This is a genomic window from Bradyrhizobium sp. SZCCT0153 (assembly GCF_018129995.1).
Lineage (GTDB): Bacteria > Pseudomonadota > Alphaproteobacteria > Rhizobiales > Xanthobacteraceae > Bradyrhizobium > Bradyrhizobium japonicum_G.
In genome coordinates this window covers 604,307-618,837 of record NZ_JAFCKS010000004.1, presented here as the reverse complement: position 1 = coordinate 618,837, position 14,531 = coordinate 604,307, and the positions used below count along the sequence as shown (strand labels likewise).

The following is a 14,531-nucleotide window of genomic DNA, read 5'->3' as shown; positions in this document are numbered from 1 at the left end:
ATGAATCTCCTGCATGCCCCAGCCCTAAAGTCGATAGCGGCGGCATTGGCCCTCCTGATCTGCCTGTTCGCCCCGGCGCGGGCCGCAGACGGCGGCCCCATCCAGGAGGAAATCTGGGCGCTGCAGCTCCCGCTCCCGATGCTCGCCTACGTGGTACGCCCCGTCGGTGACGGCCCCTTTCCTCTCGCGATCATGAACCATGGCGTGTCGCTCAAGCCGGTCGACCGGAGCTTCTTTCCGCTGGTGGAATTCCGCGACGCCGCGAAGTGGTTCGCAGAACACGGCTATTTCGTCGTGGCGCCGGTCGGCACCGGATATGGCGCGGCCGCCATCGACATTCCCGAGCGCGGACTCTACGGGCCCTTCTTCGCCAAAATCGGCAACTGCAGCAATCCAAATTTCAAGGATGCCGGACGCGCGTTGGCACAGGTCGACCTCTGGATCATCGACTACATGGTCGCCGAGAAACGCGTGCTCGCGAAGGACGTCATCGTCATCGGGCAGTCCGCCGGTGGCTGGGGTTCGATCGCGCTGTCGAGCGTGAACCCGTCGCAGGTCAAGGCGATCATCACCTTTGCAGCCGGTCGCGGCGGACGCGTCGACGGCAAGCCCAACAACAACTGCGCACCGGACAGGCTGGTCGAAGCGACCGCGGATTTCGGCCGGACCTCGCGGGTGCCGATGCTGTGGTTCTACATCGAAAACGACACGTTCTTCGGCCCGGCCCTGTCGAAACGCATGCATGACGCCTTCACCGCCGCCGGCGGCAGGGCCGAGTATCATCTGATGCCGCCCTTCGGCAATGAGGGTCATTTCTTCGTCGGCTCGCCCGATGCGATCCCGATGTGGTCGCCGCTCGTCGAAAAATTCCTCGACGCACAGAAGTAGCCGCAAGCGCGGCGCCTGGAGACACTGTCATGATCGACACAGCTTCAACACCGTGGCCCAGGCCTGCACGCGCCTGCCTGTCGATTCTGTTCGCTGCCGCTATCACCGGACCAGCTTCGGTTCTGAGCGCCGCTGCAGCGCAACAGCAGGCGCGCCAGGCGAAACCCGCCGAAATCGCGCCCCGCGGACAGCGCGAAGCCAAGGACATCACTTTCGGCGACTGGCAGAAGCTCTGCTTCAAGCCGGGCGGTGCGCGTGCGCTGTGCCGGACGTCGATCACGGGCAAGTTTCCGACCGGGCAAACGGCGGTACGCGTGGACCTGATCGAGCGTGACGGCGACCGCGCCGCGCGGCTGCAAGTGTTCGTTCCGGTCGGCATGTATCTAAAACAGCCAGCCAAGCTGACGGTCGATCAGGGCAGCGAGCAGCTGCTCCCCTACAACTGGTGCCTTACCAACGCCTGCATCGCCGCCGACGTCGTGGATCACAGCTTCGTCACAGCGATGGAGTCCGGAAAGGCACTGGTACTCGTGGTGGTTGATTCCAGCCTTCTGGCCGTGACGACTTCACTGCCGCTCACCCAGTTCGCCTCCGTCCACAAGGGCGCGGCGGCAAAGACATTTGAACAGGACATCGACGAATGAACGAGCGCGATCGGGTTAGACGCTTCCGGTGCAGGCACGTTCCACCGACTCGATGAATGCATCCGCGGCAAACGGCTTCGTCAGATAGGCAACACATCCCGACTCGATCGCCGCCGCCTGGTTCGCGTGGCTGTCGTTGCCGGTGATGTAGATGACCGGCACGGTAGCGCCCTCCTGCGCGATCCTGCGGCGGAGAACGATGCCGGATTCGCCGTTCAGGTTGATATCCAGAACGATGCAACAGGCTTCGTCGAAACGGCCATGACGCAGCAGTGCGCTGGCCGAGTCGAACGGGATCACATCGAAGCCACGCTCGCGAAGCAGACGCTCTATGCTTCGGCGCACGGAAGAATTATCATCCACAACGAAAATGAATCTGCGTGCGGACAAGAGATCTCTTTCTGAGTCCGGAGAAGTTGCGGCGATATCGCTATTGATCCGGTCGTTTGATAATTCCGCGCCGCTCTCGACGAGAAAACACTACGCAGCTTCTGCCGGATTCTGTCAACAAAGTTTCATATTGTCCCTTCGTACAGGACGCAATGAGAACAACAGCGACGGGCTCATGTACCGACCGGTTAGTTACATCTTCCCGGGATCGAGCAGACCCAAGCGCTCGGCGATTGAAACCAGCTCGGCGAACGAAGGCACCCGCATTTTCTCCATCACCTGATGGCGATGCGCCTTCACCGTACGTTCGGTGGTCCCAAGCTCATGGGCGATCTGCTTGTTTATCTTGCCGCGCACGATCAGGTCGAACACCTGCCGTTCGCGCGGCGTCAGCGACGCCAAAAGAGCACGCAGCGCGTCGAGCTTGCTCTGTCGGCCGCGCGAGGCTTCCCAGCGGGCCAATGCCCGTTCGATCGCATCGATCAATTGCTCCGATGAAACCGGCTTGGTCAGAAAATCCTCCGCCCCGGCCTTGATGGTGCGGACGGTGGTTGCGGTATCGGCATGACCGGTGAGAAACACGATCGGCAGCATCGAACCCAGTTCGATGAGCCGTGCTTGCAACTCGGGTCCACTCAGCCCGGGGATCTGCACGTCGAGCAGGATGCATCCGGGTCTTGAAGCATCCGGCATGTGATCAAGCAGCTCCTGCGCCGATGAATGCGTCACGACCTCATAGCCGCCAACCTTGAGCCGGCGCTCGATTGCCACTCGAAACGATTCGTCGTCGTCCACGACATAAACGAGGCCTGGCAATGTCCCCTCTCGAGCCACTCACAGAACCGTGGGCAAGCCACGAAATCGCGAAGTGCTAATCAAAAGCCACCCGAAGGAAGCCACCGTCCGTCCGAAGTCACGGCATAATCGAACAGCAACATTATGCCGAAATATCTCGATCGCACCATACTCCCCAGAGATCGGGCAGGCCCCATGCCAATCATCTCATTTAGCGCACCGTTCGCTGCGCTGTCCTTTGGTACAATGAACCTAGAGACAATGGCTGAATATGCGGTTTTAGTCGTAAGCCACCCATGCGGGAATGGGGGTATCGGCGGCTCCTTCCCCTCAACGATGGCGGGCTATCACATCATCATCAGTTCGGGAGTTGGCCATGTTCATCCGTAGCGCCATCGATACCTCCCCTCGCCCCAACTCGCTGCGCGAACTCGGAATGACCAGTGATTCGAATCCGATCATCAGTTTAAACGAATTTGCCTACAAGAAGGGTACCGAGATCTACGGCGAGAAGGAGCCCGCGGACTACGTCTACCAGGTCAAGCTGGGCGCGGTCCGAAGCTACAAGTTGCTGTCCGACGGCCGCCGCCAGATCGGCGCGTTTCACCTGGCCGGCGACATATTCGGGTTGGAGAACGGCAGCGAACACAGATTCACGGCGGAGGCCGTCGTCGACACCGCGGTTCGCCTGGTCAGGCGGCAAAGCCTCGAGCTCGTTGCGGAAAGCGACGCCATGGTCGCTCGAAATCTGCTCAGCATGACCACCAGCAATCTTCAGCATGCCGAAGACCACATGCTGCTGCTGGGCCGCAAGACATCGCTGGAGCGGGTCGCGGCCTTCCTGATCGAAATGGACAAGCGGCTGACGGCCGCGGGCATCCTGGCGCTCCCGATGTCGCGGCGCGACATCGCGGACTATCTCGGACTGACCCTGGAGACCGTGTCCCGCGCGCTGTCGCGACTGCACGAGCTCGGCATCCTCGGCTTCATCGGCAGCAACCAGCGCCAGATCGTGCTGCTGGATCGGCCGCAGCTCGCTAGCCTCGATCTGCAGAACTAGACCCGGCGGCCGCAATAGCGGCGAGATGTTCGAGCGTCTTGCGCAGCACCTCGAACAAGACGGCGGTGGACCAGCCGAACATCAGGATTCCGTTCATTGCGGTCATCGGTCCGGTTAGCCGCCACCCCTCCACGGGAGTAATATCGCCATAGCCGAGCGTGGTGTAGTTCACGAAGGTAAAATACAGCAGATCGCTTCCGGCAGGCGCTGCGCCAACCACGGCATAGGCCAGCGCCCAGACCAGCACCTCAACCGTATGCGCGACCATCAAAATGACAGCCGTCGTGACCATCACGGCCATCAGATGCGATCGAGGCCGCGACGTATGCTGCAATCCCGCCGCGCGAGCGATGTCGATCGCTGCAACGGTCACCAGCGCGTGGATCATGATGTCGATCACGCTGACGAAGGTGCCGAGCAGGAACTGAACCGCCATCGCGCGCCCCGAGGCAACCGCACTGCTCACGCCTTCGGCGTAAAGGCCCCTGCCGCCGCCTTCATTGCGGACTCGCCCATGCTCCTGGTCTGATCGGTGAGCAAACGCATCTGCTCCTGGAAGAAATCGGACTGGATCTTGAGCGCGTCCTGCATGTCCTTGGCCTGAATGATCTTGTCGCCGAGATCAAATGTCGCAGCGACGTTGCGCTGCATGTAGCTGCAGAATTCCTTGGCCTGGTTGGCAATCGGCAGCGGCGAGGCGCTCAGGCCCTTCTCCAGCTGCTCGAAATATTCCGCATTGGCCTTGCGCAGACGGCCGAGCGTCTCGGCTAGCATCGTACGAATGCCTTCGGCAGATGGATTGATGTCGGCCATGGTGTCGTTCCTCCTGGTTATGCTGCAAGTCCTATGCCGTTAGCCCGCCGAACCACGCACCGAAATAGCCGGCGTAGAGTGCGGGCAGTTCGAGATTCATTGAATGTCCGACCCGGGGCACCACGACGAGCCGGCAATCCGGCATCGCCTCGGCCATCCTGCGAAGATCGGCCGGCGGAATCCAGCCGTCCCACTCGCCCCAGAGCACCAGATGCGAATGCCCGATATCCGGCATCCGGAGCTCCAGCTCGCGGCTCTCCTTCTCGCGGGTGAGATTGACGGGCGTGCCGATCCAGATGCCCTCGGAGACACCAAAGGTCTGTTCGATGATCCGGTCGAACAGCGCCTGGATGTCCGGGATCCCTGGACGGAATTGCGGGATCATATTCGGCGCCATGCTTTCCGGCACGAACAAAGATGACGCTGCGGTCGCCATCACCGACCGGGTCAACTCCTTGCTCGCCATCATCGCGCGGAACAGCCCGATCTGGTCGGCATTGAATGCCATGCCGAGCGGGGTGACCGGATCAAGCGCAAACACCCGTCCGAACCGGCGTGGCTGCATCAACAGCATGCGGGCCGCAATGATGCCGCCGGTCGAATGCGTTGCAAGATGGCAGTAATTGATACCCAGCGTATCCAGTGCAGCCAGCATGTCCTGCGCGTGCTGCTGCATCGTATAGTTGGTATAATCGACCGTGGGCTTCGGCCGATCGCTGTCGCCGCAGCCGCGCCAGTCGATCCCGATCACACGGAGGCCGGAGGGAAAAAGCGGCGCAGCGAGCTCGATCCAGTCCTTGCTGGCGAGATTGCCGTGGATGAAGACGACGGTGATGTCGCCGTGTCCCCACTCTCGCCAGCCCAGCTGAATTTCACCCGCCTGCACCCTCGGCATGAACCGGTCCTACTTGTTCAGGCCGGCAGTGGGCGCCGCGCCTGGCGGCGTCGGTGCCACCGGCAGGGCCGAAACCACCGAGCCCTTGATCATGCGATCGGTCCCGAGCGGCGATGACGTGTCGACGCTTCCCCTCGTCACGAAATCCACGACGTCGGCCGGATACTCGACCGGGTTGTCGGTATGAATGAAGTGCCCGGTCTCCGGATAGATCTTGAGGATCGGCCGGTTACCCGCATTGGTCATGCGCGTCATGAACGGTGTGATGGCGTCGCGGCCGAGATCCGTCAGCCCGTTGAAGGCGGGCGTCGGGATGAACGGCTCCTTGTCGCCAAAGGCGAGAAAGATCGGTGCCTTGATCTGCGTGAGTCGCTCGTAGAGGTTCTTCGGATCATCCTGCTGGAGCTCCGCACCGATCGTGTAGACGTCATAGATGAACACGTTGCACCACTGCTCGAGCTCCTTCGGATTACCTTTGGTCAGCCCGACGCGCTGCTCGGTGTGGAGGCGGGCATATTCGCTGTCGCTGAAGAAATAGCCGCTCTTCGCCGCAGACACCGCGCCGGTCTCAGGGTCGCGCTTCTTGAAGTAGAAGAAATCGCGGATGTTCTGCTCGTCACGCGCCTTCTCCGCGGCCAGAATGCCGGTTTGGTCCCAGGTCGCCTTCCACTTGTCGAAGTCATGATCGAAGGCCGGGTCGAACAATCGCGCCTTCTTGCCCTTGGCGATAGTGATGTCGCGCGGATATTCCTCGAGCCCCGACGGCGCCTCCAGTGCGAGGCCCTGCACCGCATCCGGCCAGGTCAGGGCGTAACCCATCACGAACTGCCCGCCGAGCGAATGGCCGAGATAGTACGCTTTCTTGACGCCGAGCTGGTTGACGACGAGGTCGTAGATGACCTCGCGCATGTCCTGCATGGTGCGCGCCAGACTCTTGTCGAGATTGCCGGGCCCGGACATGCCGTAATGCGGCAGGTCGGGCACAATCACGCGCAGGCCGCTGCGTAGCGCATACTGCATGATGTTGCCGTAGTGGCCGCCGAAAGCGCCCTTGCCATGGATGACGACGAGGACCTTCGGATCCTTGTCGGTGCCGGCATATTCATCCATGTAGCCGATCTGCCAGGTATTGCCGCTCTTGTCCTTGGCGTTGGCGTATTTGACCGGATAGGGGTAGGTCACGAACTCCTTCCAGAACGACTTCTTCGGATCGATATTCCCGGCGACGCCGGGCACGCGATAGTTCTTGTCGACGAACTTCTGCGCGCGATCGAGGCTTGCGACATCGTCCATGAAGGCGACGAACTTCGGGTCGTTCTTCCGCTGGTTGATGATCGGAAACACGCCATAATGGGCGACCGGGCTTTCTTGAGCGATAAGGTCCGCACCGGGCACGCGGTCGACCGCCTGTTGTGCCAGCTTGAAGTTCAGCCAAAGGTCGTTCGTGATGTGCATCACCAGCGTGCGCGCCTGGATGCGGCCGAGATAAGCGTTGATGTTGTGCGTTTCGCCGACCCGGTTGCGCCAGACGAGGTCGACCGCGTCGTAAAGCTTGGCACGGTTGACGACGTTCAGCGCCGCCTTTTCGTTCGGTGGGTCCCAATAGAAGATTTCGGGCTGGACGGCCCCCCAGTTCTGGGACGTACGGAAGGCAAAGTCATAGCCCGTCATGCCGAGGATCGACCAGCCGAATGCCACGCCCGGCATCGGATGCTTCTCCTTGGGCAGCTTGTAATAATCGCCCTTCGTCGCCTGCCACACCGGATCGGATTCGATCGCTGCGGTCATCATCTGGAACGTCCAGTTGCCGACGGGATCCTCGCCATCCGACTGCGTCGTGCCACCGATCGGCATCAGCGCGCCGATATATTCCGGATGCATCACGCCCCAGACATAGGTCTGGGTGCCGCCCATCGAGACGCCCGACACGAGGGCCACGCGCGCGACCTTCAGCTCGTCGCGCAGCAGCCGGTAATTGGCCTGGACCATGTCATAGTAGCTGTACTGCGGAAACTTGATGCCAAGCCCGTCGGACGGCTTGCTCGCGCCCCAGGTCCCGAGCGGGTCGACCATGATGACGTAATAGCGGTCGGTATCGATCGGCCGGCCCGGACCGATGATGGGCACGGTGCCGGACAAGGCGGCGCCCTTGACCCACTGCTCATACATGTCGGTGGAATCGCCGGAATAGTATGAGTTGATGACGACGGCATTGGTGATCTCGCCGGCGGCATTGCGCCGCGGCGTGCCGACCGCGATATAGGCCGTGTGCAGTTTCCCGGCGCCAAGCGATTCCAGCGTGACGCCGCCCTCGCCGCCATTCTCCCATTTCGAGGGATCGGCGAGATCGTACTTTCCGCCGAGGCGGAAGTTGGCGATCTCGTAGGTCTTCTTCAACCCGTCGTGCTGCACCTGCGACGAGCGGCGCGAGAACGGCTGCGCGACCGCAAGCGATGTCCCGATCAACAGCAACAGCAGGCTGATGAGATATCGCCGCATGACATGTCTCACGATCATGGCGAATTCCTCCGGCAGGCTACATTTTTTCAAACGTTATGAGCGGCGGCGGCGCGACCCTTGATCTAGCGCAAGGGAATTCGCACTGCGCGCGCGAGAATTTCCACGACGAATTTCCCGCCGGGGCGCCGCGATGCCTTTCCTCAGCCACGGCTCCTACCGGATCCGGTACGAGCTCGACGGTCCTGCCAAGGCGCCGGCCTATGTGCTGGTCAACGGACTGACACAATATTCCGAACTGTGGACCCCCTATCGCGACGCGCTGATCGCGCGTGGGTTTCGCGTTGCGACCTTCGATCTGCTCGGTCAGGGCGCCTCCGACAAGCCCGCGCTCTTCATCAATCAGGACGACCAGGTCCTGGCGCTGCATCGCCTGATCGGCGAGCTCGGCGATGAGCCGATCTTCCTCAGCGGTATCAGCTTCGGCGGCTTGATCGCGCTTCGCTACGCCATCGAGCATGGCAAGCGCCTTTCGGGCCTGGTGCCGATGAGCTGCTTTGCCGAGCTTTCGCCCCAGCTTCTCTTGATCGGCAATGCCCTGCGCACCGGACTGATCCTGGGCGGCACCGGCTATCTCCAGGATCTGCTGCTGCCGATGAACCTGTCCGATGAATGGCTCAAGCCGCTGCTGAACAAGCTCGACAGCGTGAAGCGGCAGGGCTGGCTGGTCAACGATGTCTACGCGCTTCAGAACCTGATGGAGTCGTTTCTCGACTTTCAGCCGCTGACGCCGCAGCTTTCGTCGATCGCCGTGCCGACCATGATCCTGAACGGCGAGTTCGACTTCCTGACGCCGCGCGCGCTGCACGAGACCTTGCGGGTCGAAATCCCCGACAGCGCGCTCGTGATCATCCCGCGTGCCTATCACGCCTTTACGCTCGAGAAGGGTGCGCTCACAGCTGACCTGCTCGCGCGCTTCGCCGATGACGTGCTGGCCGGACGCTGGCGGGGCAACAAGGCGGTCTGGATTGCGCCGGAAGATCCCGGCGATGAGCTCACCCCGTTTCCCGCCGGCTACGATCATCTGCGCGCGATCCCCGTGCAGGGGACGTCAACATGAGCGGATTCTTTGGACCTCTCGATCCCGAAGGTCGCGTACCACCGCACCAGCAGACGCGCGCCGCCGCTTTCCTGATCTCCGCCCATGGCGCCCTGGCGCGGCAGTTCGCGTTCACCCTGCCCCTCAAGCTTCAGTCCGCCTGGCAGAGCGAGTTGAACGCGCAGTTCTACCGCGAGACCGAGATCGTCTCGCTTCTGATGCGCGCAACCACGTGGGTGCCTGACCTTGCCCTGTGCTACATGGCCACGTCCTGGGAGACAGCATGGTTCCCGACGCCGATCAAAGGCATCAGCGATAGCTTACTTGCGCAAGCGGTGCACCTGACCACGCTTGCCCATGCCGTTCATGCCGGAATACGACCGGCGGCCTTGCTGCCGATCGAGGCGAATGCGAACGATCCCTTCGCGGTGGCGCTGCGCCGGATCGAATTCGAGAGCGGCCGGCTGTTGCAGGCTCAAATCATGTTCCTGAAGGGGCCGGACCTGGTGCCTTTCAGAGATGTCGTCGGCGCGGCGCTCGAACGCCGACACACCGAGTTGCGCAAGCTCTGGAGCGACGCGCTCGAAAGCGTGGGAATCGCAGTCGCGAATAATGCGGGGGCTTGACGCAGATCAAGGGCGCGCGGCCGGCGCCCCCCAACATTCAACAACCGTCGCTTCTGTGCCCCGACCGGAGTTGTCGTCATGAAGGTCGTTTCCGTCGAAGAAGCCGTCGCAATGATCCCGGCGGGCGCCAGCGTCATGGTCGGCGGGTTCATGGGCGTCGGGACACCGGAGCGACTGCTCGACGAGATCGTGCGCCAGAAGAAGACCGGCCTGTCGTTGATCTGCAACGACGCTGCGACCCCCGGCAAAGGCGTCGGCAAGCTGTTCGACGCTGCGCTGGTGTCGCGGTTGACCGCAACGCATATCGGTCTCAATGCGAAGGCGCAGCAGCAGATGCTGGCTAGCACGATCGCCGTCGATCTCATACCGCAGGGAACATTTGCCGAGCGCATTCGCGCCGGCGGATGCGGCCTGGGCGGCGTCCTGACGTCGACCGGTGTCGGCACGCTGGTTGCGGAAGGCAAGCGCCAGATCGAAGTCGAGGGTAAGCCGTACGTGCTGGAGACGGCCCTGCGTGCGCAGTTCGCGCTGGTGCACGCCTTTCTCGCGGATTACCTCGGCAACCTGACCTACGCGCTGACGGCGCGCAACTTCAACCCGATCATGGCGATGGCGGCCGACACGGTGATCGTGTCGGCCGAGAACATCGTGCCCGTCGGTGTGATCGCTCCCGACCACGTCGTGACGCCGGCACCGCTCGTCGACTACCTCATTGCGAACGGGTGACCCATGGATCCGCAGATTGTCATCGCCCGGCGCGTCGCCAAGGAGCTGAAGAGCGGCGACCTCGTCAATCTCGGCATCGGCATTCCGACGCTGGTTGCGAACTACGTTCCGGCGGATCTGAAAGTATTCTTCCAGTCGGAGAACGGACTGATCGGCACCGGGCCCATCCCCGAGCAAGGTCTGGCGCATCCGACGCTGACGGACGCAGGCGGACGCCCGATCAGTGCGCTGCCCGGCGCCAGCACCTTCGACAGCGCGATGTCGTTCGGATTGATCCGCGGCGGCCACGTCGATGTCACCGTGCTCGGCGGTCTTCAGGTCGATGCGCACGGCCATCTCGCCAATTGGATGATCCCTGGCAAGATGGTGCCCGGCATGGGCGGCGCGATGGACCTCGTCAGCGGCGCCAAGCGCGTCATCGTCGCCATGCAGCATGCCGCAAAGGGCAAGTCGAAGATCGTCGGCAAGTGCACGTTGCCGCTAACCTCCGCGCGGCCCGTCCATCTCGTCGTCACCGACATGGCGGTGATCGGCTTCCCGGACGGCAAGGCCACACTGCTGGAGACCGCGCCGGGCGTCAGCGTCGGTGAAGTCATGGCAGTGACGGAAGCCGACCTCGTCGTCCCCGACCACGTCCCGGAAATGAATATCTGACGAGGTGACGGACATGCGAATATTCAGCGATTTCGACGAGATCAGATCCGCGGTCGGCACCGAAATCGGCGTCAGCGACTGGATCGAGGTGACGCAGGATCGGATCAACAGGTTTGCGGAAGCGACGTGCGACGAGCAGTGGATCCATGTCGACCAGGAGCGTGCGAGGAAGGAACTGCCCGGCGGCACCACCATCGCCCACGGACTGTTGTCGCTGGCGCTGGCGCCGATGTTTATCCGATCGGTAATGGGGCTGAAGGGCCTGCGCAACACCCTGAACTACGGCGCGGACAGGATCCGGTACCTTGCGCCGGTCCCGGCGGGCTCAAAGCTGCGCGGCCGCGTCACCGTTGCCGAGACGGAGGACGTGCCTCCCGACGGCCTGCGCGTGAACTACCATCTCGTGATCGAGATCGAAGGGGGCAAACGCCCGGCCTGCGTCGCCGAGTTGATCGCCCTGCACTATCGCTAGCCGGCGCGCGGGACGCCCGCCGGGCTCGTCGTTCAATCGATGATGTGATAGCCACCGTCGATATAAAGCACGCCGCCAGTGATCAGCTTGGCGCCGTCAAGGGCGAGGAAGGCCGTGGCGTTGCCGACGTCCTCGATGCTGACGAGGCTGCGCGCCGGCGCCTTGGATTGCGCCTTGTCCATCAACTCGTCGAATTCCGGGATGCCTGACGCCGCGCGCGTGGCCAGCGGGCCGGGCGAGATCGCGTGCACGCGGATGCCCTTCGGCCCCAGTTCGGCGGCAATGTAGCGGACGGATGCTTCAAGCGCCGCCTTGGCCACACCCATCACGTTGTAGTTCTCGACCACCATCTGGCTGCCGTAATAGGTCATGGTGAACATCGTGCCGCCGTTCTTCATCAGCGGTTCGGCCAGATGAGCCATGCGCATGAATGACCAGCAGGAGACTTCCATCGTCTTCAGGAAGCCGTCGCGGCCGACGTCCACCACGCGCCCGTGCAAGGCTTCCTTTGGCGAGAAGGCGATCGAGTGCAGCAGGAAATCGAGCTGCCCCCATTCCTTCTCGACCCGGGCGAACACCTCCTCCGTCTGTCCTTCCACCATGACGTCCAGCGGCATGAAGATCGGCGCCTCAAGCGCCTGCGCGAGCGGCTCGACATGCTTTTTGGCGCGTTCATTGAGGTAGGTCACCGCGAGATCCGCTCCGAGCGCGCGGAAGGCCCTGGCGCATCCCCATGCGATCGACTGGTCGTTGGCGATGCCGACGACAAGTCCCTTCTTGCCCTTGAGGGCGACCTTGGTTTCCGGAAATGCGGGAATCATGACGCTTTCTCATGTCTGGGGGTGGACGATGGCGAGTTCATCAGCAGCGACAGCGTGTGTTGCGCGATCATCAGTTCTTCGTCGGTCGACACGACGTAGACGGGAACGAGGCTGTGCGAGCGCGATATCAGCCGGGCATGACGGGCGTTTTCCGCCTGGTCGATGCCGACGCCGAGCCATGCGAGTTGATCGCAGATGCGCGCGCGAATGGTCGCGGAGTTCTCGCCAATGCCGGCCGTGAAGACGAAGGCATCCAGCCCTTGCAATGCCGCCGCGAGCATGCCGGCGTTGAGCCCGATCCGGTAGACGAAATAGTCGATCGCCAGCTTGGCGTTGAAGCTGTCGCTGGCTTCAAGCTCGCGCATGTCGTTGCTGATGCCGGACAATCCCTTGAGGCCGCAATCGCGATAGAGGAAATCCTGGACGTTCGGCGCGGACATTCCCTTCTCGGAGATGAGGTAGAGCACGACGCCCGGATCGATCTGACCGGGGCGCGTCCCCATCGGGAGCCCGTCGAGGGCCGTGAAACCCATGGTGCTCTCGACGCTGCGTCCGCCTCTGATCGCGCACATCGAGGCTCCGCTCCCGAGATGCGCGACGATCACCCGCCCATTCGCAATTTTCGGCGCGATCTTCGGCAAGGACTTCGCAATGTATTCGTAGGAGAGACCGTGAAAGCCGTAGCGGCGCACGCCCTCGGCATGAAGCTGGTGCGGGATCGCATAATGATCAGCGACCGCGCTATGCGTGCGATGAAATGCGGTATCGAAACAGGCGACCTGCGGAAGCGCCGGAAAATTGGCGAGAATCGAGCGGATCGGCGCCAGATTGTGCGGCTGATGCAGCGGCGCCAGCGCGATGAACCGTTCCAGCCGGGTCACGACGCCATGGTCGATCCGGATCGGGCGATCATAGTCGGGTCCGCCGTGAACGACGCGGTGGCCGACGGCAATGGGCTGGATGCGAAGCTCGTCCCGCAGCCAGGCGCCGGCGATGTCCATCGCGGCGGGAACGTCCGGCACCGTCTCGATCGGATAAGCGCGATCGGCAAGTGGATCGCCACTGGCGCCGCTCGCGCGCAGGCGCGGACGGCTTCCAATGCCGTCGATCTGCCCCTTGAGCTGCTGTCGTAGCGCTCCTTCACCCTCGATCGAATAGATCTGGAACTTGACGCTGGAAGAGCCGGCATTGACGACAAGGATAGTGTCCATGGCGCTCACGCGGCAATCGTCGGAGCATGCTGGCGCCGCGCGTGGGCGTACAGCGCTGCCACCGCGCAGGAAGCCATCCTCGCGCGCGCCGAGTCCGCGCGCGAGGTCAGGACAACGGGCACCCGGGCTCCGAGCACGATGCCGGCGCCGTCCGCCTTGGCGAAATAGGCGAGATTCTTCGCGAGCATATTGCCGGCCTCGAGGTTTGGAACGACCAGGATCTGCGCCCGGCCGGCGACCTCCGATTTGATTCCCTTGATCCGCGCTGCCTCCATATCGATGGCATTGTCGAACGCCAGCGGGCCGTCGAGCAGCCCGCCGGTGATCTGGCCGCGATCGGCCATCTTGCAGAGCGCGGCCGCCTCGATCGTGGACGGAATCTTCGAGGTCACCGTTTCGACGGCCGACAGGATCGCCACCCGCGGCGACGTGCCGAAGCCCGCCTGATTATAGAGATCGATCGCGTTCTGAATGATGTCCCGCTTGGCGTCGAGATCGGGAAAGATGTTGATGGCCGCATCCGTCACGAAGATGGTCTCGGCATAAGCCGGCACGTCCATCACGAAGACATGGCTGATGCGTCGGTCGGTGCGCAGGCCGCCGACCTTGGCGGTGACGGCGCGCATCAGTTCGTCGGTGTGCAGACTGCCCTTCATCAGCAGCTCGCCTTTGCCGACATGGATCAGTTCGACCCCGCGGGCGGCAGATTCGTCGCTGTGCGCGGCATCGACAATCTCGAAGGGAGCAATGTCGAGGCCGTGTTTGGCGGCCGTCTCCCGGATCTTCTTTTCAGGCCCGACCAGGATTGGCCGGATGATGCCGGCCTGTGCACTTTCGACGGCACCGCGCAGAGATGTCTCGTCGCAGGGATGCACGACGACGGTCGGGGTCGGCGGCACCGCCCTCGCGGCGGCGATCAGGCGGTCGTATTTGCTCGGGGTCTGCGTCGCGTCGGCTGACATGAGGCCGCTCCTTCCAAC

The 14,531-nt window shown here is 62.7% G+C and carries 17 protein-coding genes; 8 read left to right on the top strand and 9 right to left on the bottom strand.

Going from position 1 to position 14,531, the window contains the following annotated elements:
* Together JQ572_RS21245 and JQ572_RS21240 are read left to right on the top strand one after the other, a co-directional pair.
* On the top strand, positions 1-888 hold the full coding sequence (locus JQ572_RS21245) for an alpha/beta hydrolase family protein (RefSeq protein WP_211384753.1): 888 nt from the start codon (positions 1-3) through the stop codon (positions 886-888).
* A gap of 29 nt (positions 889-917) precedes the next feature.
* The gene (locus JQ572_RS21240; protein ID WP_211384752.1) at positions 918-1,532 is read left to right on the top strand and encodes an invasion associated locus B family protein; all 615 of its coding nucleotides are present in this window, start codon (positions 918-920) and stop codon (positions 1,530-1,532) included.
* Positions 1,533-1,547: 15 nt separating this feature from the next.
* Here JQ572_RS21240 and JQ572_RS21235 read toward each other — a convergent pair whose 3' ends face one another.
* Both JQ572_RS21235 and JQ572_RS21230 read right to left on the bottom strand, forming a co-directional pair.
* Entirely contained in the window at positions 1,548-1,922 is a 375-nt protein-coding gene (locus JQ572_RS21235) for a response regulator transcription factor (protein WP_211384751.1), read from the bottom strand.
* A 192-nt stretch (positions 1,923-2,114) separates the two neighbouring features.
* Positions 2,115-2,738, bottom strand: coding sequence for a response regulator transcription factor (locus tag JQ572_RS21230; protein WP_211384750.1), 624 nt, complete (start codon positions 2,736-2,738; stop codon positions 2,115-2,117).
* A 355-nt stretch (positions 2,739-3,093) separates the two neighbouring features.
* Between JQ572_RS21230 and JQ572_RS21225 the strand changes: the two genes are divergently transcribed.
* The gene (locus JQ572_RS21225) at positions 3,094-3,777 is read left to right on the top strand and encodes a helix-turn-helix domain-containing protein (protein WP_211384749.1); all 684 of its coding nucleotides are present in this window, start codon (positions 3,094-3,096) and stop codon (positions 3,775-3,777) included.
* Here the strand turns inward: JQ572_RS21225 and JQ572_RS21220 are convergent.
* Genes JQ572_RS21220 through JQ572_RS21205 form a run of 4 tightly spaced genes read right to left on the bottom strand, consistent with a single transcriptional unit; the run spans position 3,755 to position 8,002 of the window.
* Entirely contained in the window at positions 3,755-4,213 is a 459-nt protein-coding gene (locus JQ572_RS21220; protein ID WP_211384748.1) for a potassium channel family protein, read from the bottom strand. The genes JQ572_RS21225 and JQ572_RS21220 overlap by 23 nt on opposite strands.
* A 26-nt stretch (positions 4,214-4,239) precedes the next feature.
* Entirely contained in the window at positions 4,240-4,590 is a 351-nt protein-coding gene (locus tag JQ572_RS21215; RefSeq protein WP_211384747.1) for a phasin, read from the bottom strand.
* Positions 4,591-4,621: 31 nt separating this feature from the next.
* A complete protein-coding gene (locus JQ572_RS21210) occupies positions 4,622-5,485 on the bottom strand; it encodes an alpha/beta fold hydrolase (RefSeq protein WP_211384746.1) in 864 nt (287 codons plus the stop codon).
* A gap of 9 nt (positions 5,486-5,494) precedes the next feature.
* Positions 5,495-8,002 (bottom strand): alpha/beta hydrolase, encoded by a 2,508-nt coding sequence (locus tag JQ572_RS21205; RefSeq protein ID WP_211384745.1) that lies wholly within the window; start codon positions 8,000-8,002, stop codon positions 5,495-5,497.
* 133 nt (positions 8,003-8,135) lie between these two features.
* On the opposite strand from JQ572_RS21205, the gene JQ572_RS21200 reads away from it, so the two are divergent.
* The 5 genes from JQ572_RS21200 (at position 8,136) to JQ572_RS21180 (ending at position 11,519) form a co-directional block, all read left to right on the top strand.
* On the top strand, positions 8,136-9,062 hold the full coding sequence (locus tag JQ572_RS21200) for an alpha/beta fold hydrolase (protein ID WP_211384744.1): 927 nt from the start codon (positions 8,136-8,138) through the stop codon (positions 9,060-9,062).
* Complete coding sequence (locus tag JQ572_RS21195; protein WP_211384743.1) at positions 9,059-9,667, top strand: hypothetical protein; 609 nt, start codon at positions 9,059-9,061, stop codon at positions 9,665-9,667. The genes JQ572_RS21200 and JQ572_RS21195 overlap by 4 nt, the downstream gene beginning before the upstream one ends.
* Positions 9,668-9,745: 78 nt before the next feature.
* Positions 9,746-10,393, top strand: coding sequence for a CoA transferase subunit A (locus tag JQ572_RS21190; protein ID WP_211384742.1), 648 nt, complete (start codon positions 9,746-9,748; stop codon positions 10,391-10,393).
* 3 nt (positions 10,394-10,396) lie between these two features.
* The gene (locus JQ572_RS21185) at positions 10,397-11,047 is read left to right on the top strand and encodes a 3-oxoacid CoA-transferase subunit B (RefSeq protein WP_211384741.1); all 651 of its coding nucleotides are present in this window, start codon (positions 10,397-10,399) and stop codon (positions 11,045-11,047) included.
* Positions 11,048-11,060: 13 nt separating this feature from the next.
* Positions 11,061-11,519, top strand: a complete 459-nt coding sequence (locus JQ572_RS21180; RefSeq protein WP_211384740.1) for a MaoC family dehydratase — start codon at positions 11,061-11,063, stop codon at positions 11,517-11,519.
* Positions 11,520-11,551: 32 nt separating this feature from the next.
* On the opposite strand, the gene fabI is transcribed toward JQ572_RS21180, so the two are convergent.
* From fabI to JQ572_RS21165, 3 genes are read right to left on the bottom strand one after another with little or no spacing between them, the layout of a single operon-like run.
* Entirely contained in the window at positions 11,552-12,340 is a 789-nt protein-coding gene (fabI, locus tag JQ572_RS21175) for an enoyl-ACP reductase FabI (RefSeq protein ID WP_211384739.1), read from the bottom strand.
* Positions 12,337-13,551 carry an acetate/propionate family kinase gene (locus tag JQ572_RS21170; RefSeq protein WP_211384738.1) on the bottom strand — a complete coding sequence of 405 codons (1,215 nt, stop codon included), beginning with the start codon at positions 13,549-13,551 and terminating at the stop codon, positions 12,337-12,339. Before JQ572_RS21170 ends, fabI begins: the two co-directional genes overlap by 4 nt.
* Before the next feature lie 5 nt (positions 13,552-13,556).
* On the bottom strand, positions 13,557-14,513 hold the full coding sequence (locus JQ572_RS21165) for a phosphate acetyltransferase (protein ID WP_211384737.1): 957 nt from the start codon (positions 14,511-14,513) through the stop codon (positions 13,557-13,559).
* Between the last annotated feature and the right edge of the window lie 18 nt (positions 14,514-14,531).